At 67.3% G+C, this 23,661-nt stretch carries 20 protein-coding genes, 1 tRNA gene and 1 other RNA gene; 11 read left to right on the top strand and 11 right to left on the bottom strand.

The features are described 5' to 3' along the window. Window positions 1–143: 143 nt before the first annotated feature. Window positions 144–2,726, bottom strand: coding sequence for a DNA polymerase III subunit gamma and tau (locus tag ACLJPD_RS11055; RefSeq protein ID WP_410871791.1), 2,583 nt, complete (start codon window positions 2,724–2,726; stop codon window positions 144–146). A 445-nt stretch (window positions 2,727–3,171) separates the two neighbouring features. Between ACLJPD_RS11055 and ACLJPD_RS11050 the strand changes: the two genes are divergently transcribed. Beyond that, the gene (locus tag ACLJPD_RS11050; RefSeq protein ID WP_410871790.1) at window positions 3,172–3,996 is read left to right on the top strand and encodes a hypothetical protein; all 825 of its coding nucleotides are present in this window, start codon (window positions 3,172–3,174) and stop codon (window positions 3,994–3,996) included. 66 nt (window positions 3,997–4,062) lie between these two features. Continuing rightward, window positions 4,063–5,340 carry an ammonium transporter gene (locus ACLJPD_RS11045; protein ID WP_410871789.1) on the top strand — a complete coding sequence of 426 codons (1,278 nt, stop codon included), beginning with the start codon at window positions 4,063–4,065 and terminating at the stop codon, window positions 5,338–5,340. Here ACLJPD_RS11045 and ACLJPD_RS11040 read toward each other — a convergent pair. Then, window positions 5,337–6,248 carry a neutral zinc metallopeptidase gene (locus ACLJPD_RS11040; protein ID WP_410871788.1) on the bottom strand — a complete coding sequence of 304 codons (912 nt, stop codon included), beginning with the start codon at window positions 6,246–6,248 and terminating at the stop codon, window positions 5,337–5,339. The genes ACLJPD_RS11045 and ACLJPD_RS11040 overlap by 4 nt on opposite strands. 283 nt (window positions 6,249–6,531) lie before the next feature. Between ACLJPD_RS11040 and ACLJPD_RS11035 the strand changes: the two genes are divergently transcribed. Then, entirely contained in the window at window positions 6,532–8,163 is a 1,632-nt protein-coding gene (locus ACLJPD_RS11035) for a DUF2207 family protein (protein WP_410871787.1), read from the top strand. 122 nt (window positions 8,164–8,285) lie between these two features. Here ACLJPD_RS11035 and ACLJPD_RS11030 read toward each other — a convergent pair whose 3' ends face one another. From ACLJPD_RS11030 to ACLJPD_RS11020, 3 genes are all read right to left on the bottom strand, one after another. Then, the gene (locus ACLJPD_RS11030; protein ID WP_410871786.1) at window positions 8,286–9,566 is read right to left on the bottom strand and encodes an ROK family protein; all 1,281 of its coding nucleotides are present in this window, start codon (window positions 9,564–9,566) and stop codon (window positions 8,286–8,288) included. 363 nt (window positions 9,567–9,929) lie between these two features. Beyond that, a complete protein-coding gene (locus ACLJPD_RS11025) occupies window positions 9,930–10,631 on the bottom strand; it encodes a hypothetical protein (protein ID WP_410871785.1) in 702 nt (233 codons plus the stop codon). 103 nt (window positions 10,632–10,734) lie between these two features. Beyond that, entirely contained in the window at window positions 10,735–11,313 is a 579-nt protein-coding gene (locus ACLJPD_RS11020; protein WP_410872008.1) for an HhH-GPD-type base excision DNA repair protein, read from the bottom strand. 164 nt (window positions 11,314–11,477) lie between these two features. Here ACLJPD_RS11020 and ACLJPD_RS11015 point away from each other — a divergent pair, with 164 nt between their 5' ends. Next, window positions 11,478–12,608, top strand: a complete 1,131-nt coding sequence (locus ACLJPD_RS11015; RefSeq protein WP_410871784.1) for an RNA-guided endonuclease InsQ/TnpB family protein — start codon at window positions 11,478–11,480, stop codon at window positions 12,606–12,608. Between the two features lie 128 nt (window positions 12,609–12,736). Then, entirely contained in the window at window positions 12,737–13,543 is an 807-nt protein-coding gene (locus tag ACLJPD_RS11010) for a methyltransferase domain-containing protein (RefSeq protein WP_410871783.1), read from the top strand. A 39-nt stretch (window positions 13,544–13,582) separates the two neighbouring features. On the opposite strand, the gene ACLJPD_RS11005 is transcribed toward ACLJPD_RS11010, so the two are convergent. The 3 genes from ACLJPD_RS11005 to ACLJPD_RS10995 all read right to left on the bottom strand — a co-directional run bounded on the left by ACLJPD_RS11005 (window position 13,583) and on the right by ACLJPD_RS10995 (window position 15,720). Then, entirely contained in the window at window positions 13,583–14,875 is a 1,293-nt protein-coding gene (locus ACLJPD_RS11005; RefSeq protein WP_410871782.1) for an aminotransferase class I/II-fold pyridoxal phosphate-dependent enzyme, read from the bottom strand. A gap of 169 nt (window positions 14,876–15,044) precedes the next feature. Next, window positions 15,045–15,139: signal recognition particle sRNA small type (gene ffs / locus ACLJPD_RS11000), an RNA gene on the bottom strand. 26 nt (window positions 15,140–15,165) lie between these two features. Then, window positions 15,166–15,720, bottom strand: coding sequence for a TetR/AcrR family transcriptional regulator (locus ACLJPD_RS10995; RefSeq protein ID WP_410871781.1), 555 nt, complete (start codon window positions 15,718–15,720; stop codon window positions 15,166–15,168). A 141-nt stretch (window positions 15,721–15,861) separates the two neighbouring features. On the opposite strand from ACLJPD_RS10995, the gene ACLJPD_RS10990 reads away from it, so the two are divergent. From ACLJPD_RS10990 to ACLJPD_RS10980, 3 genes are all read left to right on the top strand, one after another. Next, entirely contained in the window at window positions 15,862–16,875 is a 1,014-nt protein-coding gene (locus tag ACLJPD_RS10990; protein ID WP_410871780.1) for a hypothetical protein, read from the top strand. Window positions 16,876–16,942: 67 nt separating this feature from the next. Beyond that, window positions 16,943–17,027, top strand: a tRNA-Ser gene (locus ACLJPD_RS10985). A 262-nt stretch (window positions 17,028–17,289) separates the two neighbouring features. Next, complete coding sequence (locus ACLJPD_RS10980) at window positions 17,290–17,718, top strand: DUF5994 family protein (RefSeq protein ID WP_410871779.1); 429 nt, start codon at window positions 17,290–17,292, stop codon at window positions 17,716–17,718. 70 nt (window positions 17,719–17,788) lie between these two features. Here ACLJPD_RS10980 and ACLJPD_RS10975 read toward each other — a convergent pair whose 3' ends face one another. After that, the gene (locus ACLJPD_RS10975) at window positions 17,789–19,240 is read right to left on the bottom strand and encodes a threonine/serine exporter ThrE family protein (protein ID WP_410871778.1); all 1,452 of its coding nucleotides are present in this window, start codon (window positions 19,238–19,240) and stop codon (window positions 17,789–17,791) included. A 348-nt stretch (window positions 19,241–19,588) separates the two neighbouring features. Here ACLJPD_RS10975 and ACLJPD_RS10970 point away from each other — a divergent pair, with 348 nt between their 5' ends. Beyond that, a complete protein-coding gene (locus ACLJPD_RS10970) occupies window positions 19,589–20,233 on the top strand; it encodes a helix-turn-helix domain-containing protein (protein WP_410871777.1) in 645 nt (214 codons plus the stop codon). Window positions 20,234–20,499: 266 nt separating this feature from the next. Continuing rightward, window positions 20,500–20,982, top strand: a complete 483-nt coding sequence (locus ACLJPD_RS10965) for a helix-turn-helix domain-containing protein (protein ID WP_410871776.1) — start codon at window positions 20,500–20,502, stop codon at window positions 20,980–20,982. Window positions 20,983–21,013: 31 nt separating this feature from the next. Here ACLJPD_RS10965 and ACLJPD_RS10960 read toward each other — a convergent pair whose 3' ends face one another. Further along, entirely contained in the window at window positions 21,014–22,444 is a 1,431-nt protein-coding gene (locus ACLJPD_RS10960; RefSeq protein WP_410871775.1) for a WS/DGAT domain-containing protein, read from the bottom strand. 96 nt (window positions 22,445–22,540) lie between these two features. Further along, window positions 22,541–22,750, bottom strand: coding sequence for a DUF397 domain-containing protein (locus ACLJPD_RS10955; RefSeq protein WP_378911156.1), 210 nt, complete (start codon window positions 22,748–22,750; stop codon window positions 22,541–22,543). Window positions 22,751–23,171: 421 nt separating this feature from the next. Between ACLJPD_RS10955 and ACLJPD_RS10950 the strand changes: the two genes are divergently transcribed. Then, window positions 23,172–23,657 carry a DUF309 domain-containing protein gene (locus tag ACLJPD_RS10950; protein WP_410871774.1) on the top strand — a complete coding sequence of 162 codons (486 nt, stop codon included), beginning with the start codon at window positions 23,172–23,174 and terminating at the stop codon, window positions 23,655–23,657. The last annotated feature ends 4 nt before the right edge of the window (window positions 23,658–23,661 follow it).

Here is a 23,661-nt window from a genome sequence, read left to right as displayed (position 1 = left end):
TGACCGATCGCCTCAGCGCCGTACAAATCCCGGCAAGCACCAGCGGAACATAGGACCATGCTCAACTGCCGTTCCCGGCCACCCGTTCATACTACCGTGGTGTGCGAACTCCGGTTAACTTAACGCGGTGCGGACGGTGGCTGTCAACCATCCAGACTCTTTGCTCCGAACTGTTCACGTAGCAACGCCAGGGCGACCTCGTCCGGGTCTTGACGGTCACCCGGGGCCACCGGCACCGCGGCGGCGGCCAGCATCTCCCGTTCCTCCTCCGCGGTCGGCGGTCCGAGAACGGCGGCGGCGCGTGCGGAATCGTCGCCGGACCGGGACTCCGATCCCTCTTCCGGGCCGGGGTCATCGGGTAGGTCAGGGAAATCGGGCGGCGGAATGTCATCGTCGGACGGTCGGTTCGCCCGGTTCGGCGGCTGGTTGCCCCCGGCCTGACTCGGCCGCGAGAACTTCGGCCGACCCGCGGGCTTGCTCTCGGGATTTCCGTTCCCCCGCGCAGGCCCGGACTTGGCGGCGGGCGCGGGTCGCGGCGCGGGCGCCCCGGTCTCCCAGCGCACATCCAGCTCCCGCCCGAGCACGGCTCGCACCGCCGACCGCACCGCCTCGATATTGCGCGGATCGGACAACCGCTGCGCCAACGGCGGACTCTGATGCGCGAAAACGATCACCTCACCGTCGACCCGCGACACCGCCGCCCCCGACAACAGCGCCTGCAAGGTGGCCCCGAACTCCCGCACCCGCCCCTTGATCTCCGGCCACGCGGCATCGACGATCCCGACCAGATCCTCGGTGGGCGCCGCCGCCCGCGCCGCGCTGACCTGCGGCTCCGCCGGTAGGTCCGGCGCGGCTTCGGGCTGCTCGTCCGATGCCGAGTCAGTCTGTGGCGCTTCGACATCCGCCGGAGCAATGGATTCGACCGGCGCCGGGACAGGATCAGGGCTTTCGGCGGGCGGGTTGTCGACGGACTGGGCGACCGCAGCTTCTTCTGTCGATCCGTCCTCAGGCGAAGAGGATTGGGGTGCAACGGCTTCCGCCGGTGGCGGCACGTCCGCTGCCGTCCGCACCGGCGGAACGGGCGGCGTGTCTTGCACAGGCGGTGCGGTTTGCGCGGGCGGCACGTCTAGCACCGGCTGGGCGGGTCGCGCGGGCGGTGCGGTTTGCTCCGACGGCGCGGGTCGCACAGTCTGGGCAGCTCGCACGGGCGGTGCGGTTTGCACCGGCGAGACGTTCTGCACAGACGGTACGGTTCGCGCGGGCGGCACGTCTTGCACCGGCTGGGCGGTTCGCAGCGGCGGTGCGGTTTGCACCGGCGACACGTCTTGCACCGACGGCGCGGGGGCAGCCGGGACCTCTGGTGTGGCCTGAGCGGGGCTGTTCCCTTCCGACGCCGCAGGGCCGGCAGCGGTCGGAGGTGCTGAACTTCCTGCGGCAGCTTCCTTTTCGGCGCGGACAGCGGCGAGAAGTTCCGCACCTCGGCGGCCGACGCTGGACGACGGCGCGGAGGGGCGCTCGACAGGCGATTCACCCGCGGCCGGTCCTGGCCGGGCGGGAGCCGGGACGGAACCACCGGCGAATCCGCGTTCCAATCGCTCCAGCCGTTGCAGCGTCGCCGACTCGGTGTCGGAAACCGAGGGCAGGAGCATGCGGGCGCAGATCACTTCGAGGAGCAGGCGAGGCGCGGTGGCGCCGCGCATTTCGCCGAGGCCCTCGTGCAGGAGTTCGGCGTAGCGGGTGAGGGTGGCGGGACCGAGGCGTTCGGCCTGATCGCGCATGCGCTCCATGACGTCGCCGGGGCCGGAGACCAGGCCGCGGTCGGCGGCGTCGGGGACCGCGCGCAGCAGGATCAGGTCGCGCAACCGTTCGAGCAGGTCGACGGCGAATCGGCGTGGGTCGTGGCCGGCCTCCATCACCGAGTCGACCGTGTTGAACAGGGCGGCACCATCATTGGCGGCCAGCGCGTCGATGGCATCGTCGATCAACGCCACATCGGTGACGCCGAGCAGCGACACCGCGCGCGGGTAGGTGACACCGTCGGGCCCGGCACCGGCCAGCAGCTGGTCGAGCACGCTCAGGCTGTCGCGCGGCGAACCACCACCGGCCCGGATGACCAGCGGATACACCGCCTCCTCGACCGGCACCTGCTCCTGCTCGCAGATCTTGCCGAGCAGTCCGCGCATGGTGGCGGGCGGCAGCAGACGGAACGGATAGTGGTGCGTGCGTGAGCGAATCGTCGGCAGCACCTTGTCCGGCTCGGTGGTGGCGAAGATGAAGATCAGGTGGGCGGGCGGTTCCTCGACGATCTTGAGCAGCGCGTTGAAACCGGCCGTGGTGACCATGTGCGCCTCGTCGACGATGAACACGCGATACCGCGACTCGGCGGGCGCGTAGAACGCGCGATCGCGCAGCTCACGGGTGTCGTCGACACCACCGTGACTGGCCGCGTCGAGCTCGATGACGTCGAGATTGCCGGACCCACCCGGCCCGAGCGCCACGCACGACGAGCACGTACCGCACGGCGTGGACGTCGGCCCGTCCACACAGTTCAGCGAGCGCGCGAGGATCCGGGCGGACGAGGTCTTACCGCAGCCACGCGGCCCGGAGAACAGGTACGCGTGGCTGATCCGGCCGGTGTCCAGCGCTGTACTCAGCGGGTCGGTGACGTGCTCCTGACCCACTACTTCCGCGAATGTCGCCGGTCGATACTTCCGGTACAGAGCCACGACCCACAGGCTACCGACGGTGTCCGACACGGTTGATCGGCGGCTGGCACTGCGGCGGTGCGAGGTTACGAAGGCTTCACCATGATGTGACTCAAATCACATTGGATTTTGCGGTATGGAGCGTACTGCCAAAGCATGCCGCTGGGCGCAACAGTCGAGCTATCGACTGCCACTCACGCGGTGAATTCACCATCGAACAGTCAATTGATCCTGGTTGCCCTGGCAATGCAAACCAATTCCCTGGTTGGAGGCTTCTTACTGGATGTAACGAAATCATGAACGGTCGTGACAGTGGCGCAAGTGCCTGGCTACCGTGGATCTCGGCAACTTCGGTGGCCAAACCTTCATCAGGTTGGTGACCCCGGCCGGTCCCTCATCCCGACCGGGGCACAACCTTCGCGCACCGATCGCTCCCCCACCGCACCGACCGGAGGAACGTTTCCCCGTGCTGTCGTGTGATGACATCGCATCCGCCTGGCTCGCCCACACCGACTTCGCCGGCGACAACGCCGCGGTCGGGCTACTGAGCCGGGCGATCAGCCCACAGGACTTCGACATCAAACGCGACTCGTTACCCGTCGCGGCCGCGGCCGACCCGGCGACCGCCGACGCCATCCTGCAACTGCTCGAACGCGGGCAGGTACCCACGATGGCGGCCATTCGCACGCTCACCGCGCAGAACGAAATGCGCCGCGAGGCCGAACGAATCGAGCGGCTCGGCCGCCGCGCCCAGCGCAGTATCGACGAGTTCGGTCGCGTCCTTGCCCGCCTCGCCGCGGCGCACTGGACCGACCACAACATCGGTCCCACCAGGCGCGATATCCTCGCCGACGCCGAGGTCTGCCAGCTCATCGCCGATCGGGTCGGCGAGATCGCACCGTCGGCGGTGAAGCATCTGTGGCTGATCGAACGGGCGCAGCGGGCGGGCTGGATCGCCTCCAACGCGAGCCCGGGTTCGCTGTGCCCGGCGCGGCGCTGGCACACCGCGAAATACGGCAATCGGGTCTCGCAGAAACCGGTCAACATAGTCGGCAAGCTGGTTGCGGGCTTCGTCTCCGACCACACCGCCGCCCGCGGCAAGCCGCCGAGCTGGGCGGTGCTCGCCCGTGACGCGCGCGACGACCGCGGCCGCCGCCTGTTCTTCGACGTGGCCGACGCGCACGCCCAGCGCCGCTGGCTCACCACCGCCGAATGGCTGGGCGACTGCGATGACCTGCCCATTCCGGGCAAGCGCGGCGCACGGGCACTGGCCAAGGAAAACCGGGGCTAGCGCTGCCGCCCGAGGTGAGCGTTCGGTAACTTTCTCGCAACGCACTCACGCGTGAAAGGAGTTACCGTGCCCGCAACGATCGACCCCGCGGCCACTGCTTGGCTACTCGCGGCTACCGCCATGGTGCTGTTGATGACGCCCGCACTGGCCGTCTTCTACGGCGGGATGGTGCGCTCGACCGGCGTGCTGAACATGCTGATGATGAGCTTCATCGCGATCCCGCTGGTCACCGTGGTCTGGCTGGTCGCCGGTTACAGCCTCGCGTTCGGCGATGATGCGGGTGGTGGCCTGATCGGCAATCTGGAACATTTCGGGCTGGCCGGGATCACCCCCGGCTCCGTCCGCGGCACCATTCCGGAACTGCTGTTCGTCACCTTCCAGCTGACCTTCGCGATCCTGACCGCCGCCCTGGTCTCGGGCGCCATCGCCGATCGCGCCAAGTTCGCGGGCTGGATGGTCTTCGTTCCGCTGTGGACGCTGGCGGTGTACGCGCCGATCGCGCACTGGGTGTGGGGACCCGACGGCTGGCTGCTGAACTTCGGCGCGCTCGACTACGCGGGCGGCCTCGTGGTCGAGATCACTTCCGGCGCTTCCGCTCTGGCCTTGGCGCTGGTCCTCGGGCCGCGGATCGGTTTCAACATCGATGCGATGCGTCCGCACAACCTGCCGTTCGTGCTGCTCGGCGCGGGTCTGCTGTGGTTCGGTTGGTTCGGTTTCAACTCGGGCTCCGCGCTCGGCGCCACCGGCACGGCGGCGGCGGTTTTCCTGAACACGCTGGTCGCGGGCAGTCTGGGCATGCTCGGCTGGCTCATCGTCGAACAGATCCGCGACGGGCGGCCCACCACCTTCGGCGCGGCCTCGGGTGCGGTGGCCGGTCTGGTCGCGATCACCCCGTCGTGCGGCGTGGTGAACACCCTCGGTGCGGTAGTGGTCGGCCTGGCCGCCGGTGTGCTGTGTTCGTTCGCGGTCGGCTGGAAACACAAAGCGGGCTATGACGATTCGCTCGACGTGGTCGGCGTGCACTTCGTCGGCGGCATCGTCGGCACGATCCTGATCGGCCTGCTGGCCACCCAGGTGATGACCGGCGGCGTGAACGGCCTGTTCTACGGTGGCGGCTTCGCCCAGCTCGGCAAGCAGCTCGTCGCGGTGCTGGTGGTCGCGGCCTACGCCTTCGCGGTCTCGTGGGTGCTCGGCAAGGGCATCGACAAGATCATCGGCTTCCGCGTGAGCAAGGAAGACGAGACCGCGGGCATCGACTTCGCCCTACACGCCGAAACCGCCTATGCCGAAGGGGTACACGGCAGTTCGCCGCGCCGCTTCGGCGAAGGCCACTACGGGACCTAGTTCACTTCGCTCGCGGCGACCGTGAAGGTGTTGCACTGGGCGGTGAGGTTGCGGTCGAGGCCGGCTTCGAACCACTGACCGCCGTGCTCGGCGGTGCCGTGGTCGCGCATGTCGCCGGGGCCGTCGCCGCGGCCGTAGGAATCCCTGGTGGCGACCGTGACCTGCGACGACGTCAGCGAGCCACCGCCTTTCGACGAGGCGATGAACATGCCGTCGAAGCAGTTGGCCTGCAGCTCGACTCGGCGCGAGAGCTCCAGGCCCTTGGCCGAGCGGGCGCCCGCGTCGACGCGCTCGCTGTTGGCCTTGCGCAGGATGCCCGACTGGGCCTGCACGTGGTGGCCGTACTCGTGCGCGAAGACCGACAGGTACACGACCCAGTTGTCGCGGAACTGTTCGGTCTGCAGCTGGCTGATCGGCATGTAGATGGTCTTGTTCGCCGGGCAGTAGAAGGCGGCGAAGTTGCTCGTCGATCCGGTGCACGGGGTGGTGATGCCGTCGGTGGTCGCGGTGATGCTGAGGGTCGGCGACTCGAAGGGCAGATTGTTTTCCGCCAGCAGCGGTTTCCACGCCGATTCGAGGCACTGCGCGGCCGATTCGAAGAAGGCGCGGGCCTTGTCGACCTGGGTGCCCCACGGCGCGTAGTCGCACGATGCGGGGATCAGGGTGCCGTCGGCGTCGGTGAGCAGGGGGTTGTCGCCGGTCGCGGCGGGCGCGATGCCGGGTTGGGGGGCGTAGGTGGTGGTCGGCTCGGGGCCGATCGCGCCGATTCCGAGGTCGACGCCGGTATCGACGGCGTACTTCACCAGGCCGCCGACCAGCAGGAAGATGACAACGAGGATCAGCGAGGTGAACCCGCCGCCGCGTTTACGTGGCGGCGGAGTCGGTCTGCCGGGCGGGCCGTAGGGCATCGGTGGTGGGCGGTACCCCGGCGGCGGACCATATGCCGGACGCTGGCCGAAACCCTGTGGATAACCCTGAGGCTGTGGATAACCTTGCTGCCCGTACCCCGGTTGTGGCCGGTACCCCGGGGGCGGACCATAGCCGGGGGGTGGTGGAACCGGTCGTCCACCTGGGCCATTCGGCCCATAACCGTACGGTGGTTGAGTCACTCCCCCGTACCCCCCTCGTCTCATGAGTATTATCGTCGACAGCCGCTGACGCAGAATAGCAAGCTGTCTAGAGTAAGCACCCATGCTGACTTTTCGGGGGGGCGCCGCGGGCGCGCTGCTGCTCGCTGCGGCGGGTGTGCTCGTGGCCGCGCCGGTAGCCCACACGCAGCCCGCGACCTCCGGTGTTTCGATCATCGCCGACCTCACCCTCACTGAAACCGGTGTGCTCGAGGTCATCGAAACTGTCGCGGTACCCGCCGGTGGAAATTTCACGATGTCGCTGCCGTTGCGCCTCAAGGTCGGTGACGACGTCGAACGGGTTTTCAAGGTCACCGATGTGACCGCGAGCGGTAGCGGCACCGCGACCACCGTCAACGACCAGTTCGTCGTCGAGGCCGAGCCCGGCGAATCGAAGTTCACGTATACGGTGCACAACACCGTCTCGGACATGCCAGGCACCCAGGTGTTCCACTGGCTCGGCGTCCTCAATGCCGACATCGCCGTGCTCGATGTCTCGGTGATCAGCCCGAGCTTCCAGATGGGCATCGTGGACTGCAAACTCGGCTCCGCGGGTAATGCCAAGCCGTGCGCCGATGTCCACACCGAACCCGACGGCGTGCTGTACCTGCACCAGACCGACCTGCGCAAGGGCGACGCCATCGACCTCACCCTGCAGATGCCCCCCGGCACCGTGCCCGCGAATGCCGATGTGCGCGGCGGTGGTACGGGTCCGTTCGCCTTCACCACGCCCGTGCTCGCCGCCTTCGGCGCTCTCCTTCTCGCCTTGGCCGGCATGATCGCCTACGTGCTGCTGGCGCGAAAGCGGGCCGCCGCGGCTGTGGCGGGCAGCGACGCGTTCGATCCGCTGATCGACCAGGGCGGGCGCGTGGAGTTCACCTCCCCCGACGGCGTGCTCCCCGGCGAAGCGGGCCTGATCATCGACGAACACGCCGACCCGGTCGACATCGCCGCCACCGTCGTCGATCTCGCCGTCCGGCGCTACCTGTGGATCACCCCCGTGAACGCGCGCGGCGAAGACGATTGGCGCATCAGCCGCGTCAACGCCCCCGACGACCAGCTGCGCGAATACGAACGCACCGTCTACGACATGCTGCTCCCCGAGGGCACCGACACCGTCGCCGTCCGCGAACTGCGCGCCCCCGGCCGCCTGCAACTGGACCCGATCCGCGCCGCCATGCGCAACGACGCTGTTGCCACCGGCGCCTTCGCCGACCCGAAACAGCGTGCCCTCCCCCGCTGGATCGGCGCCGCCCTGATCGCCCTCGGCCTGGTCATCACGGTCACCCTCGCCCTGACCGCGGGCCACGCCCTGGTCGGCGTAGCCATCGCCCTCGCAGGCGGCGCGGCCGTGCTGCTGCCCAACTACCTGCCCACCCGAACCCCCCTCGGCGACACCGTCGCAGGCCGAATCCGCGCCATGCACCGCGGCCTCGACACCGTCACCCGCGACCGCATCCCCCCGATCGACCAGGAAACGATCTTCTCCCGCGCCCTCCCCTACACGGTGATCAGCGGCCGAGCGGACAACTGGATCCGCACCTTCCGCGACATGAACCCCGCCGACGACTCACAACCAGGCCTCTACTGGTTCGCCGGCTACGACCGAGACCCCAACCTCCACCGCTTCGCCGCCCAATTCCCGTTCTTCATAACAGCATTGGAAGGCGCTTGTTCCGCCTCTCCGCGTATTTAGCGGAGCGCCCGGGAGCTCGACTGTTGGCTCCCGGCCTTACGTCGGGTGTGTAGTAGGTGGGAGGTGGTTGGGGAGTTACCCATGTTCTTGCGTGATCAGTGGGTTGCGCGTCTTCCACGACACTAAACCCGGCGAACAGCCGCCAGCGGGTCCGCGTACAGCGCACTCAGCGAGGTAACCACCGCGGCGAACTCCTGCACCTTCCCCCCGAATCCGCTGATCCGAATATCCGTGGCAGCCAACTGCGTGCTCTGCGAAAACGCCCGAGCCACATGTCCCAGCGCAGGCCGGTATCCCGTAAAGGCCTGCCCGCCCAACACGACTCGATCCGGGTTCAGCATGTCCCGCACCAGCGCGACAGTCTGCCCGAGCATCGTCGCCCGCTCGGCGAGCAGTTCCCGCGCCGACTCCGACCCGGACTCGGCGGCCCGATACAGATCGTTGATCGTCGTCCCGGCAGTCCCGTTGTGCGCCGGGATGATTCCGCGACCCACGGCCCGAGCCTGCAACGCCCGATCACCGACGGTCACTTCCAAGCACCCACGGCGCCCGCAGGTGCACTGCACATCGGACCCGGTCGGGAGGTGCGCGATCGACCCGGGACCGTTGCTCGGCGTATGGACCCGGCCGTCGAGAGTGACGGCGATTCCCGCGGTCTCACGAACATAGAAGTAGAGGCTGCTGCCGTGCTGAGCGGCGGGAAGTTCGGTATCGGGTTCGGGCCTGCGTGCGTCGAAGGTCGGCAGCAGCAGTTCCGAAGCCGCCATCGCCTCGACGTGCGGTGCGACGGAAACCGGCAGCTCGAGCACATCACCGAGCACCTGCCCGATCGGCGCGCCCTTCCATTCCAGCTTCGGATGGTCGACCACACCGGTCTGCGGATCCACCCGCCCACCGATCGCGACACCCGCCCACAGCGGCGTGCGTCGATGCCACCGCTGCAGGAACGCCTTGGCGCTACGAGCCACGGTGGTGACCGCGAATTCCTGGCCGGTCTGCGGGGTCGCGATGGCGAGTCCACCGAGAATCCGCCCACGCAGGTCCGCGGCGACGATCTTCGTCGCCTCGGCGCCGATATGGATGCCCAGCGTCAGATACGAGTCGTGATCGATCTCGAACGGTACCCGCGGCCTGCCGACAGCACCGGCTGCGGTGAGATCGGGCCGCTCACGCAGCAGCCCAGCCGAAAGCAGTGACGCCACTTGCCGATTCACGGTGGCGATACTCAAACCTGTTGCCCGCGCGGCATTGTCACGCGAAACGGGCCCGGAAGCCGCGGTGCGCAATACCGCGGCGGCGGGGTTGTCGCTGCGCCGCAGTTCCGGCGGCACAACGGGTCGGGACACACGAGGACGACCAGCACTCGTCCGGGAGACGGGGCGATCGATGATGGGAGCAGACATATGAAGTTCCTTGCCAAAAGCCCGTTATCCCAACGGGATTGCCTACACGTACGACGTGGCAGCCAAGGGAGCCGGAAACGACTCAGCCGCAGTGGCAGGAACGACACAGTTCACGCGTCAACGGCAACCGCAAACCCAGAGCGGCGGTCACGTAGGTGACCCGCTGGGCGGTGAGATCGTTGCCGGACATAACAATCAAGTTAACACCGAATCCGGACCCATCCAAGCCGAACCGGCGAATTGTGCGATGCGGCACACTATCACCGCAGGTCAGCGCGACGCCGTGGCAGCGAAATAGCGGTATACGAAAACCCCCTGCCGAAACCGGAGTTCCCGTGCAGGGGGCTCGAAGACCGGCTGACGTTACTTGGCCGGAGGGGTGAAGGGCTGGTTGATCGTGGTGAAGTACTGCACGGCAGCGGCGAGCGCGACCGGGCCGGTGATGAAGATCTGGCCGATCAGCACACCGATGAAGCCGACAGCGCCGGCACCGGCGATGCAGGCCACGACCGGGCCCGCACCGAACAGGGTGGCCAGCGCGGCGGTCACGACGGTGCCCGCGATCGCACCGGCGATGCAGCCGATGGCCGCACCGGTGAGGCCGCCGACCAGGGTGCCGACGGTGGCGCCCAGCGCGATGGTGGAGGTCAGACGGCTCCAGGCGGCCTGCTCACGCTCGTACTCGGTCTTCCACGGTGCCTGGTTCTCGTAAGGCAGGGCGACCGGCTTGTAGACGGCCCTGGCCGGGTCGACCACGGGGGTCAGGGTCGCGGTGTTACCCGAGATCTCGGCCGCGATCGGCAGCTGATAGTCGTCGAGCTGGTAGGTCAGCGCGGTCGAGGCGACGGTGATGCCGCTGGGGGCCTTGATCTTGAACAGGCCGTCTTCGGCGACGAGTGTGCCCGCGTCGGTGGTGATGACGGCCTTGGAACCATCGGCGACCTCGGCGGTGTAGTTGATCGGAGCGGCCTCCTGCTCGGCCGGAGCCGCGACAGAGGTACCCGCGGAAACACCAGTTGCCATCGTCAAGAGTGCCGCAACCACGGCGAGCTTCCTCATCTTCATAACTTGCCAATCCCTCATCTTGGTGGAGCTGTTCGAATTGCCAGCTTCGAGCAGTTCCACTCCCGTGACGAGGGAAAAAAGCAGCCGGATCTTAACTAAGAATTCATTTCGAAGTCTTCGCCGCCGCCTTGGCCTGCTTCTTGAATTCCCTTACCTCCGACAATGTCTCGGCGTCGACCACATCGGCAACCGAGCGTCGGGACCCGTCATCGCCATAGGATCCGGCCGCTTTCCGCCAGCCGTCGGGCTGCACGCCACGCTGTTTGCCGAGCAGTGCGAGAAAGATCTTCGCCTTCTGCGCCCCGAACCCCGGCAGGTCCTGCAATCGGCGCAGCACCTCTTTCCCGTCCGGGTCGCCCGCGGTCCAGATCCGCGCGGGTACACCGTCGTAATGCTCGATCACGTACTGGGCCAGTGCCTGCGCCCGCCGCGCCATCGACCGGCCGTAGCGGTGAATAGCGGGCGGAGTCGCCGCGAGCTCCTCGAATTCGGCCGGATCCGCCTCGGCGATCTGCCGCAGCGAGAAACTCCCCATCCGCTCGGCGAGTTTGCGCGGCCCACGAAACGCATGCTCCATCGGGTACTGCTGGTCGAGCAGCATCCCAAGCAGCAGCGCGAAATCGTCGGTGCTGAGCAGTTCGTCGGCCTCGGGTTCCTGCGCGAGGCACAGCGTGCGAGTCACCGCAAAAGCTCCGAGGAAACCCGTGGCTTCAGCCATAGGGAGGAGCCGAAGTGCTGGTGACGGGTTCTTCTGGTTCTCCACATAGTGATGCCTTCTCCAAGGGACGCTGGTCAACCGTGCGACGAAGTATGAGCTAGCCCACAGCGGTAGGTATAGTCGAACATATGGTCGAGACCGTGCGCTACACCTACCGCCTGCGCCTCGGCGCACGGGCGGAGCGCGCACTGTTCGAGGAGTGGCACCGCTGCCGTTTCCTGTGGAACGAAGCCGTCCACCAGCAGCGTAGCGGAGGGAGGCCCACATTCTGCAAGCTCTCCAAGTTGCTCACGACAGCTCGCGCGTCGACATCGTGGCTCCGCGACGGGTCGCAAGTCACCCAACAACAGACGCTGCGCACCTACGCGGCCGCCCTCACCGATTCCTACCAGGTTATCGGTCGTGGTCGTCCGAAGGTCAAGGCGCGGAAGACGACGCTGCCGTCGCTCGAGTACACCACTCGCGGATTTACCATCCGTGACCGCCGACTGCGGCTGGCCGGTGGGGTGACTGTCCCGGTTGTGTGGTCGCGTGAGTTGCCGTCTGCACCGACCTCGGTCCGCGTCTATCAGGACTCGTTGGGGCACTGGTACGCGTCGTTCGTGGTCCGCTGTGAGGTCGAGCCCCTTCCCGCAGCCGAGGGCAGAATCGGTATCGACTGGGGCGTCACGACAACCGCGACCACCACCGACGCCGCCTATGACCTGCCCTACGTCGGGCACCGGCGCCGCTGCGCGGCCGAACTCGCGAAGGCACAGCGGAAGATGGCCCGCCGCAAGCGTCCGAGTGGAGCCGCCCCGTCGAAGGGGTACCAGCAAGCTAGGCGGCAAGCCGCACGACTACACAAGAAGGCGGCCCGGCAGAACACGCATGCCGCCCGGGTGTGGGCGCGTCGTGTCGTGGCCGATCACCAGACAATCGCGGTGGAGGACTTCAAGCCGAAGTTTCTGGCCCGCTCGACGATGGCGCGCAAGGCCGCGGATGCCGCGATCGGTGCGGCCAAGCGGGAACTGATCGAGCGTGGCGTGCGGGCGGGCCGGAAGGTGGTGTTGGTTGCGCCCGCTTACACCACGATGACGTGCTCTGAGTGCTTCGCGATAGCCAAGCAGCGACTCGGGCTCGCCGAACGAATCTTCCGGTGCGAGGGCTGCGGTCACACCGCGCACCGTGACCGGAACGCTGCCAGGATAATTCTGGCCACGGTAGAACTCGACCGTGCTGGTGCTGACGACATAAGACACTGCTCGCCTCCCTCCTAGGATGCGGGCTGCGCGATCCGAGCCAGAAATCCCCGGCTTTAAATCGCGGGGAAGGGTTAACGTGACACATTTCACCAGTAGCCTCTGAGTCCATGCTCACGAGGACTGCTCCCACACTGGCGGTGCGAATGACCGACTACACCCCGCGACCGGCCCGCTTCGACCAAGCGGCCCGGGATCAGCTGATCGACGCCCATGATCTGGAAGTCACCCAACCCGGCATGCGCGCACTCGGCGCGTGGAGTCACTCCGCGCTGGCGCTCGCGCCCGGCGAGAGCGCCCTCGATATCGGGTCCGGCACCGGATCGGAGGTGATCACCTTCGCCGAACAAGTCGGGCCCGACGGCACCGCGGTCGGCGTCGAGCCGGATCCGAATCTGCTGGGCTCGGCGCAGCGCAGCGCGGTCGAGTCCGGGTCGAGCGCGACATTCGTCTCCGGCGATGCCTACGGGCTGCCGTTCGGCACCGACACCTTCGACGCGGTGCTGTGTGAGCGGGTGTTCCAGCACCTCACCGCACCCGCGCGAGCCGCCGCCGAGATCGCCCGGGTGCTGCGCCCCGGTGGGCGCGCGGTGGTGGTGGACTGCGATTGGTCGACCGCGATCGTGCATCCCGGCAACCCGCGGGTGGTGAGCGCGGTGATCGACACCCTGATCTCCTCCACCACCAACCCGCACTCGGGCCGTCGTCTCGCCGGACTCCTCACCAGCGCAGGCCTGGTAGTCGACGAGATCGGCTCGCACGCGCTGGTCCAGGACCGCACGGTCGGCGCCGGCTCCCTGGTCCGCCGAATCGCGGACCTGGCCGCCCTGCGCGGCGTGATCACCGCAACCGAACGCGACCAACTCCTCGCCGACCTCCGAGCAGGCGCGGACCGAGGCGACATCCACATCTCGGTAACCCTGTTCGGCGCACTGGTACACAAACCGAACTGACATCGGGGCCGGGCGCTCGACGCGCCCGGCACCGATGGCTCAGTGCTCTTCGATCAGCTTCTCGGTGGCCGCCAGCAGCACACAGGTCGCCAGCCCGTCCATCGCCTTCTCCAGCTCCGGCAATTGCGGGAAACTGGGAGCGATGCGGATGTTCTTGTCGTCGGGATCCTTGCTGTACGGGAAGGCCGAGCCCGCGGCGGTGAGCGCGATGCCCGCCTCCTTGGCCAGCGCGATCACCCGAGCGGCGGTGCCGTCGAGCACATCGAGACTGATGAAATAGCCGCCCTTCGGCTCGGTCCACGACGCCACCTTCGACGCGCCGAGGCGGTCTTCCAGGACGCGGCGCACGAGCGCGAACTTCGGTTCCAGCAGCGCGCGGTGCTTCTGCATGTGCTCACGCACGCCCTCGGCGTCGGTGAAGAAGCGCAGGTGGCGCAGTTGGTTGACCTTGTCGGGCCCGATGCTCTTCTTCGAGGCGTGCGACAGGTACCAGTCGATGTTGGCCTGTGACGCGCCGAAGAAGCTCACGCCCGCGCCGGCGAAGGTGATCTTGGAGGTCGACGCGAACACCAGCGGACGATTCGGGTTACCCGCCGCCGCGGCGAGGCCGAGTACGTCGACCACCGGGTCCGCGGTGTCGGTGAGCGGGTGCACCGCGTAGGCGTTGTCCCAGAACAGGCGGAAGTCCGGCGCCGCGGCGGGCATCGAAACCAGTTCGCGGACAATCTCTTCGGAGAAGGTGACGCCGGTGGGGTTGGCGTAGTTCGGCACCGCCCACAGGCCCTTGATCCGCGGGTCGTTCGCCAGCAGCGCGGCGATGGCGTGGGTGTCGGGGCCGTCGTGGCGCATCGGGATGGCGATCATCTCGATGCCGAGTGCCTCGGTGATGGCGAAGTGCCGGTCGTAACCGGGGGCCGGACACAGCCACTTGATCGGCTCGTCGTCGACCCAGCGGCGCGGGGAATCGGGGGTGCCGTAGAGCATCGAGAACACGATGATGTCGTGCATGATCTCGAGGCTGGCGTTGTTGCCCGCCAGCAACTGCTCGACCGGGATGCCGAGCAGTTCACCGAAGATGGCGCGCATTTCCGGCAGGCCGGTGAGGCCGCCGTAGTTGCGGCAGTCGGTACCCGAACTGTCGCGGAAGTCGCCGTCGCCCGGTAAGGACAGCAGCGGCGTGGACAGGTCGAGTTGTTCCGGCGACGGCTTACCTCGGGTGAGGTCCAGCGTGAGCTTCTCGGTTTTGAGCGTCGCGTAATTCGCGGTCTGGGACTCGTGCTCGGACACGAGTTCCTCGTGGCTCATCAAACCGATCTGCGTTTGCCGGGGCATCCTGGGCAGCCTTTCGAAGCAGCAAGGTGGGGGAATGCACGCTGTGCGTGCCAACACCCGCAACGTTACCCGGCTGTTGCTCGGAATCGGCGGGGTATTCGGACCCGGATCAGGCTCGCACGCTGCGAAGGTGCGTAGGCCGATCGATCGAACGGGGACCCCTGGAAATTAAAGGGGACCCCGCGCACCCGGCAGAGCCCGTTGACCCTTGCTGCCTTCCGGCCCTGGGGGAGTTCACAGGATGCGCGCCGCGCGGGATCCGTCGGCCAGTGTAGCGGTAGTTGCGGCTACTAGCGATTCCGGTCTTCGAACAGCAGGTCGGCGGCTCGGGTGAGAACTTCCACGCGGGTGCGGCCCGCGTGGTCGGCGGCCAGGAAGTGACTGCCGATGGTGGCGCAGAAGGCGAGCAGGCTCCTGGCTTCGACCTCGTCGGGATCTTCGCAGAACACGCCGATTGTCTCGCGCAGCAACGCCATTCGCGCGTTGTCGACGCGGCGCAGGCGTTCGGCGACGGCGTCGTCGCGGCGGGCCCAGTCGCGGATCGCGAGGTCGATCGGGAGCAGCCGATTGCTGGAGAAGGTGAGCAGCCCGGCCACCCGCGCCTTGGTCTTGGGGTCGAGTGTCTCGACGCGCTCGAGCACCTGGTCGGTCGCCTCGCTCTCCCACACGTCGAGCATGGCGGTGAGCAGCGCGTCGCGGTCGGAGAAGTAGCCGTAGAACCCGCCTTTGGTCACGCCGATGCGCTTGGCCAGCGCCTCGATCCGCACGGCGTCGACACCCGAGGACGCCAGCACGGCCAGACCTTCCTCGATCCATCTGGCCCGGGGAGTTCGCGCGGTACCCACGACGTGTTCCTCCTCATATTCCTCGGCTGTCACCACAATGAGCGCCCGGTCCCCGAGTGTACGCAACCGTATAGTCACCACCTTGTCGTCGACGCTGGCTACGATCTACCCGATATCGGCAGCGGGGGTTCGGTGTTCCCCATGACAGAAGAGGGGGGCTCGATCGTGACCGGCCCGAATCAGCAACCACCCGGCGGCGGCGTGCCGCCGTCCGACCCTACTGTCGCCTGGTGGGAACGCCCCGGCGAAGGCGCAGGTCAGAACCCCGCACAAGCCGACCCGACGGTGCTGCGCGGCAATATCGGCGCGCCCGGCCCGTACACCGCACCGCCCGCGGCCACGCCATATCAGAGCGGCGCCAACCCCTACACCGCGCCGCCGACGCCATATCAGAGCGGCGCGAACCAGCAGCCGTTCGCGCAGCCGCAGCAGTTCCCACCGCCGCAGCCGTTCGCTCAGCCGCACTATCAGGCTCCGCAGCCGCAGTGGGGCGCGCCGCCGCGCCCACCCTCATCCGGCAACAAGACGCTGTGGTGGGTGCTCGGGTCGATCGCGGTCGTCGCCGTCCTGGTGATCGTGGGCATCGCCGTCGCGGTGAACAAGGCCACGGACTCGTTCGGTCCCGACTCGGACAAGTGGGCGGGTGACTACGAGTTCCAGAAGGGCAAGAACGCCTGCGACCTGGTGGATCTGTCGGTGCTGAACCAGTGGGCCACCACCCGTGAGACGACCACCCACACCGAGCGCGAACCCTACGAGTACATCGGCGGCGGCTCCTACAACTGCGACGCCAAGAACAAGGACTCCGGGCGCAACGCCGACGAGGCGAGCCTGTCGCTGCAGGTCGAGTTCAAATCCGACACCGGCATCGAATCGGACTACGCCCGCTGGAAGAGCTCCGACACCAGGACCACCGGCAAGGGACACGAGAACGGCCCGGTGAGCGGCCTCGGCAGTGAGGCCTACTACGCCAGCGAGCAGCAGATCTACGGCTCGATCCCCAACGACTACACCTACGTCGTCGCGGCGATCGACAGCAACGTGTCGGTGAAGGTGGAGATCGAAGTGTCCACGATGGGCAGCTACGACCGCGCCGCGATGTCAACGGCCGCCGAAGCACAGGTCCGCAAGGCCATGGCCGCTCTGAAGAAGTAGCAGGTCAGACCTGGTCGCCGAGGGCCGGTTTGGCATCGACCCCCTGCGACCCGCTATGCTGCTCCACGGAGGATTCGCCTAGTGGCCTATGGCGCTCGCCTGGAACGCGGGTTGGGTTAACGCCCTCAGGGGTTCAAATCCCCTATCCTCCGCAACAGCAGGGCCCTGATCGGTTCGCCGGTCGGGGCCCTGCTCGTTTAATCGGTGGATCTGTCAGTGGGCTTCCGTAGAGTGAGCCCCGATGGTGCGGGAGACCCCCACCACACCCATGTACCGTCGTCGCCGCCCCAACACAAATGTGCGTGCCGACACAGTCCATTGGGTACCCAGCCTTAGCGCCGGTCCGCGTTCGGACCGCGCCGGTCGATGCCACGAGCGCGTCGACCGCAAAAAATCAGAAAGTACAAGAACGAAGTGAATACATCACCTGAAACGAGCATCGGGCGCGACGCGTCCGGGCAGATCCGGCTGATGCTGCGTGATCACAAAGCCACCACCGGGCCGATCGACGGCGCCTGGTGGCCACGAACCGATCAGCCGATGACCGAGTTGCACCAGTTGGTGGCGGCGGTCGGACCGCGGATCGGCAAGCTGGCCCGGCTCGGATTCGACTGGACCGCCAGTGAATCCGGTGACAGCACAGCCCGCAACGACCAGGCCGCGCGCATCATGCACGTGGTCGGCAGCAACGGCGCCGAGCTCGCGCTGCTGGTCATCCCGGCGGCCACCGAAGCACCGGCCGCCCGCAGCCAGATGCGCTGGGCGGCAGGCAAGCCGCGCATCCAGGACCCGGCGCCCGCCGACAGGGCGGCCGCGGGGCCACGCACCCTCGTGCAAATCTGACCAGCACCCTCGTGCAAATCTGACCAGCACCCTCGTGCAAATCTGACCAGCACCCTCGTGCAGATCTAGTTCATCGGTCACTGGTGTAGGTCGGGTCGAAGTCGCGCGGCGCACCGCGGCGACTCAGCAAGCGGTCGAACCATTCACCAAGGATGACGCCCGCGGCCAGCGCGCAGCCGACACCGAACGCACCGAGGATCTGCCCGAAACCGAGCACGGTCTCATCGTCGAGCAGGGCATACAGCCCGCGATACACCTTCAAACCAGGCAACAGCGGCGTGATGCCCGCCGCCGCGACGACCAACGGCGGCGTGAGCGCGCGACGCGCCATCAGACCACCGGCGAGACCGATCAGCGTCGCCGCCAGGCCCGAAGCCACCACCGGCCCGAACCCGATGTACTGCGCACCGAGGAAGGCCATGGTGCCGCCCGCGCCGCTGAGCCCGGCCGCGACCAGCGCCCGTCGCTCCGCGTAGCAGGCCAGCGCGAACGCGATCGCCGCGACGGCACCCGCGATCAGTTTGATCGGCAGATATTCGATATCTCGGCCGGCGCTCGCCGCGATCTGCGGCACCGCGATCCCCATCATGGTCGAAACGCGCAGCGCCAGACCGATCCCCGCGACGATGCCCGCGGTCATCATCACCACTTCGAGCATGCGGGCCGCGGCGGTGATCGGCGCGCCGGTGATCGCGTCCTGCACCGAACCGACCAACTGCAGACCCGACAGCAGCACCGTGATCCCCGCGGCCACGATCAGCGCGGCATCGGCGCGCCAGTGGTCACTGAACGCGGCGAGCGCGATGGCGGGGGCAGCGGCGATGACACCACCGATCATGTGCTGGAAGAACAACGGCAGGCCGAGTTGATGCAACACCCGGTTCACCACGTCGATCACCGCGGTGGTCGCGAAACTGATGGCGGCGAGCATGAACCCGCCGCCGAGCAGCACCGCGATCGCCGCCGCGAGCAGCGACCAGCCCGCTGTCGACACCCAGCGCGGATAGGGGTGGCGCGACGAGATGAGCTCGTCTAGGGCGGCGTGCGCCTGGTCGACGGGGACGAGCTGGCTGCGGATGCGGCGGGTGAGCCGGTCGACCGCGGCCAATCGGGTGAAGTCGAGCGAGCGATACTTCACCACCCGCATATCGCTGGCGGGTGGCAGTCGCGTCCCGCGGTCGGCCCAGATGCGGATCGCGTCGAAGGTGACATCGATGTCGCAGTTGTTCAGACCGTAGGTGGAGGCGATGAAGCGGACCTGCGCGGTGGTGTCACCGACACCGGTGCCCGCCGCGAGCACGACCTCACCCACCCGCACCGCCAGATCGAGCACCCGCGAGACCTCGGCGTCGTCGGCCAGGTCGATCGGCTGGAGTGGGGTGGGTGCCGCGACGATGTTGTCCGCGGTGGCGCGTTGCGACGGCAGAATGAACGGTCGGCGCAGTCGCCACCATCGGTGCCGAAGACCCGGGCGTTCGATAACAATGGCGCCGTCGCCTTCCGCCAGGTGGTCCGCACTCATACCTCGACGGTAACGGCGATCGCAGCGGCTTCGTCTTCTCGCAACCAGTTCGTCAACGTGTCGGGGCCGCCGACCTGGACTTCACGCTCAGATGTCCTCGATCAAGCCGGTGCTGTACGCCGTCGCCGCCAGGTGCTGTAGGCAGCGAGGGCCGCATTCGTTGTGCTGAGTCAGCACGAAACGGGCCTGCTGGAGCGAAGAAATGGAAGAATCGGCCACACAGTCGGCATGTGCGGCGCGCCAGTGGTCCTCGTCACGGAGGGTGGCGGCGCGCGAGGTCGGCGGGTCTGGTGCGGATGTGTCCAGCAGGGTGTGACGGGAGGGGCAGGCGATGGAGGCGATGACTGTATGAACACCGGGACGGGGAAGGTGATCCAGGAGCGGCGCAGGCTGCTCGGGCTCTCCCAGCCCGCGCTGGCCACCGCGATCGGGGTGAGCTCGCGCCAGATCACCAGGTACGAATCCGAGGAGCAGTCGCCGACGCTGCCGGTCGCGGTCCGATTGGCCGACGCGTTGCAGGTCTCGCTGGCGGAACTGGCCGGCATCGTGGACAACCGCGTCGACCTGGCGGGCCACTGGTGGGCAGCCTGGCAGAAACCGGCGAATCACCCGGACGAGGTCGAGATAGCGGCGGTGACGATCCGGCACGAGGGCGACCATCTGATGCTCGACTCGGCCGCCGAACCGCCTGCGCCCGAGACTGATCCGACCACTCAGATGCGTGGCGAGATGCGCGTGTGGGAGGGCGAGGCGCTCACCGGCTGGATGCGTGGCATGGATATCGCGTTCCCGGTCGGCACCATCTACTACGCGCTGCATCCCCAGGGTGCTCATGCCGTCGGCTCGTGGACGACGAAGTCCGGTCCCGACGGTCTGGTGCGCGGCTGGAGCGTCCTGGCGCGGGAGAAGTCCGACGCCGAGAAGCTTCTCGCGGAGATGTTGCGCACCGACGGCAGCGTCGAGTCGTGGCCCGGTCCTTCGCGCTCGGCCTGAAGCCGTCGGCGGATCTCGGCGACGCTGGAGCGCGTGCGCGCGGCGGGCGGCGTGAGTAGTAGGTAGCGGCTCAGCGCCCCGAACACGCACAGCGCCAGAGCAATCCACAGATAGATCTCCATCGGTTCCCCTCCGAACGAGTCAGTGCTTGCACGAGTGGCGCGGTATGGTGGGAGCTGAGCCGCCACGAAAAGTATGGTCGCCGCCAAGACCTTTTGGACAGCAAAAAGCGTCTACAAACGTCTACAGTTCTCTACGATGGGTTCATGTCCAGTCGGGGCGAGCAGGGGAACGGCGTCGTCGGAGCTCGGTTGCGGCGACTGCGGGAAGAAGCAGGATTATCGCTGGCCGCGTTGGCCACTCGCGTTCCCTACAGCAGAGCGGCGCTGGGGCACTACGAAACCGGTACGCGCGCCGCATCTTTCGAGGTCATCACCTGGTACGAGCGGGTGCACGCACAGTCGGCGCCCGCGCTGCCCGCCACTCGTCGACGGGATCCGCGGGCTGCCGATACCGCTCTCGCGACGGCGATCTCGGCCGCGCACCGGCCCGGACCGCTCATCGAGATCGGGCGACCGCACCGGACAGACAGCGGATCCGGGTACTTCTGCCCGTTCCGTATCGACGGTGTGATCGAAGGACAGGCCGCTGGAACGGATCCGGCGACGGCGCTGCACTCGGCGCTACTGGCGGTGGGCGCCGAGTTGAACCGAGCGGGAAACAGCGTCGGCCCAGGTCGAATTCGGTGATGTCGGTGGCGCCGCCCGGGCATGTAGGCGATCAGCGGTGCGCCGCGACAACCGCAGCCAGCGACTCGGCGAGCAGTTCCAGGTAGCGGTCGGGGTCGGGCACTGCCCGGAGATCGGAATGCACTGACAGCGTCACCGTTTCGCCGATTCCGTGCACCCCGTGAGTCAGGTGCATGACGGTGCCGAGGGCAGGAAAACCGGCGGTGAACAGGACCGAGGCGCCCGCGAAAGCGAGATCTGCCCGGCCCCGATAGACACTGGAGACGACCGTGTTGCCATCGAGAACCGCGGGCACGTTATCCAGGTCGGCGCGTTCGACATCGCGTCTCGCCAGGACTGCAGGGACCGCCTCGCCGACTCGATCCTGGACGGAGAGCAGCGGATTCAGTGCTCGTTCGCGACGGGCGGCGAGGTCGTCGGCGATCAGATTCGCCCGGATCCGCAGGTCGGGTTCGTCGATATGCAGGTCGATGGACAGTCCGCGGTAGTTGTTGCGGGCCGCGCTCGGCGCCGGAAGTGCCATCGGCAGGGCCGTCCCCAGTCGTTCCGGTCGCGCACCGCGCTCGGTGAGGTAGTCGCACATTGCTCGCGAAATCGCTGTCAGCGCAACAGTGGTAACGGTTTTGCCCGGAATGCGCAGGCTGCCGACGTCGACAACCAGCATGCGAACGTGGTGTTCGTCGCCCGTGACCGCGGGATTCAGCACACACGGCGCGAATCCGGTTGCGGCCGCGGGCACCTCGCCGGCAGCCGTCCGGTCGGCCAATTCCCGTTGTGCCTGGTAGGCGGCGCGGCCGCGCCACGCCGTCGCCGCCAGTTGTCGGGGAAGACGCAGCACTCCAAGCACTCTCGGAGCTACCCGTCGAGCAATCCATCCACAGGGTTGTCCACAGGAATCCACAGGCTGTGTGGGAGTTTGCGCAGGTCCGACCGGGCGATATGCCGAGTTATCCACAGGCGCACCGGGTGTGCTGTGGACAACAGCGGGATCGGCAGCCGCACTGAAGAGTGCGCGCGCGATGGCGGCGGCACGGGTGCCATCGGCCAGTGCGTGTGAAAGTTGTAGCACCACCACCACAACGGGCTCCGCCGCCTGCGGCGCGGTGTGAATATCGCGGAAAACATGTATGCGCCAAGGGAATTCGGTCGGCTGGACACCGGTTCCCAGGAGTTCGCCCAGATTCGTGAGCAGTTCTTGCCATGACCGGCCGTCCGGCCGGTGGTGCACGAATTGCTGGGACGCGAATTCGGCCGGAACCCAGCGCGGATAGCCGAGATCGCCCGGTATCTCCTGTAGGCGGATCCGCAGATCCGGAATGCGCGCGGCGCGCGCGGCGACGAAAGCGCGGAGTTCATCGGTGGCGGTGTCGGTTTCGGCGAAAGCGTAGAGCATGAACACATCGTTGACGGTGCGGCGCGACAGCCAGAACATCGTCGCGTCTCGCGCGGCCATCGTGGTCATCCGGCCACGATAGGCCAACCCTACGAGGTCACTGAGAAGGCCCCGAGTCCGCTCGACTCGGGGCCGGTATTGCCCGTTCGAGATGCACCACGCGATTCAGCCGCGCGCGAACTCTCCCGAGGTGACATCGGCGAGAAAGGCTCGCCACTGGCCTGGACCGAAGGCCAGCACGGGTCCGCGGCCGCGATCCTTGGTGTCGCGAACGGCGATATCGCCGCCGGCGAGAAAGGCAACTTCGACGCAGTTCCCATCGGGTCCGCTGTAGGTGCTCTTCCGCCACACAGCGTCGGTCACATCAACTTCCACGGCACTTGTCTCCTTTGGTTCATCGAGAAGAGGGATAACTCCTGGAATCGTTGAACATTGTCGAAATCCGGCGCGACCGACGAGTTACTTCGCGGCACACACGGCACTGCCACGCGGCGCGCGCAACCGACCGGCACGAACCAGCACAACAAGGCGTTTCCGCCCCCCGGGGCTGCCCCGGCGGAAGAAACACTAGCAGGTCTTCCGCAATGTTGCGGAAGAGAATTTGCTTTCCCATATCGTTTTGCCAAGCTTGCGAAGCTTCACGTTTGCGGGGGCATTGCCAGGCCCTCTTACCCATTCCTGATCCGGTTGACACCTCTTGATTTACTTCCATGTGATTAGTCCGTGATACGTCAATTTCTCGCGCACCACATCCGTCCCACGAGCACCATCCAGGGCAGGCGTGGATCATGGGGTAATGATCTCCCGTGACCGAGACACCGCAGGTCGTGCCCGTAACGACCGCCCCCGCGATCGCCTGGGCCGACCGCTGCCCCCCGGCAGTGTCGGAGTCGCCCGAATTCCCGACGACCTCGAGCTCGGACCCCAGCAAACTCTCACCTTCGCTCAGCAACTGCTGGACGACGGATTGGCATTCAACGCCCACGAGGTATTGGAGGCGGCATGGAAGAACAGGCCGGTTGCCGAGCGGATGCTCTGGCAGGGGTTGGCGCAGTACGCCGTCGGTCTCACCCACATCCAGCGTGGCAATGCCAAAGGCGCGGGTACCCTTCTGCGCCGCGCGAGCGAGCGGCTCGGGTCATATCCGGCGAATGCCCAGCAGCACGATGTGGACCGGACCGGGCTGATCGCGCACGCGCAGGAGTTACTCGACGCGCTCGATGCCGGTGAGCTCGTCGCCGAGGAGCGGCTGCGGACGCGACTGTGCCGAGCGCCCGCCTAGAATT

This window comes from Nocardia sp. A7 (assembly GCF_046549215.1).
GTDB lineage: Bacteria > Actinomycetota > Actinomycetes > Mycobacteriales > Mycobacteriaceae > Nocardia.
The sequence above is the reverse complement of the archived record's forward strand: the minus strand, read 5'-3'. Positions and strand labels throughout refer to the sequence as shown.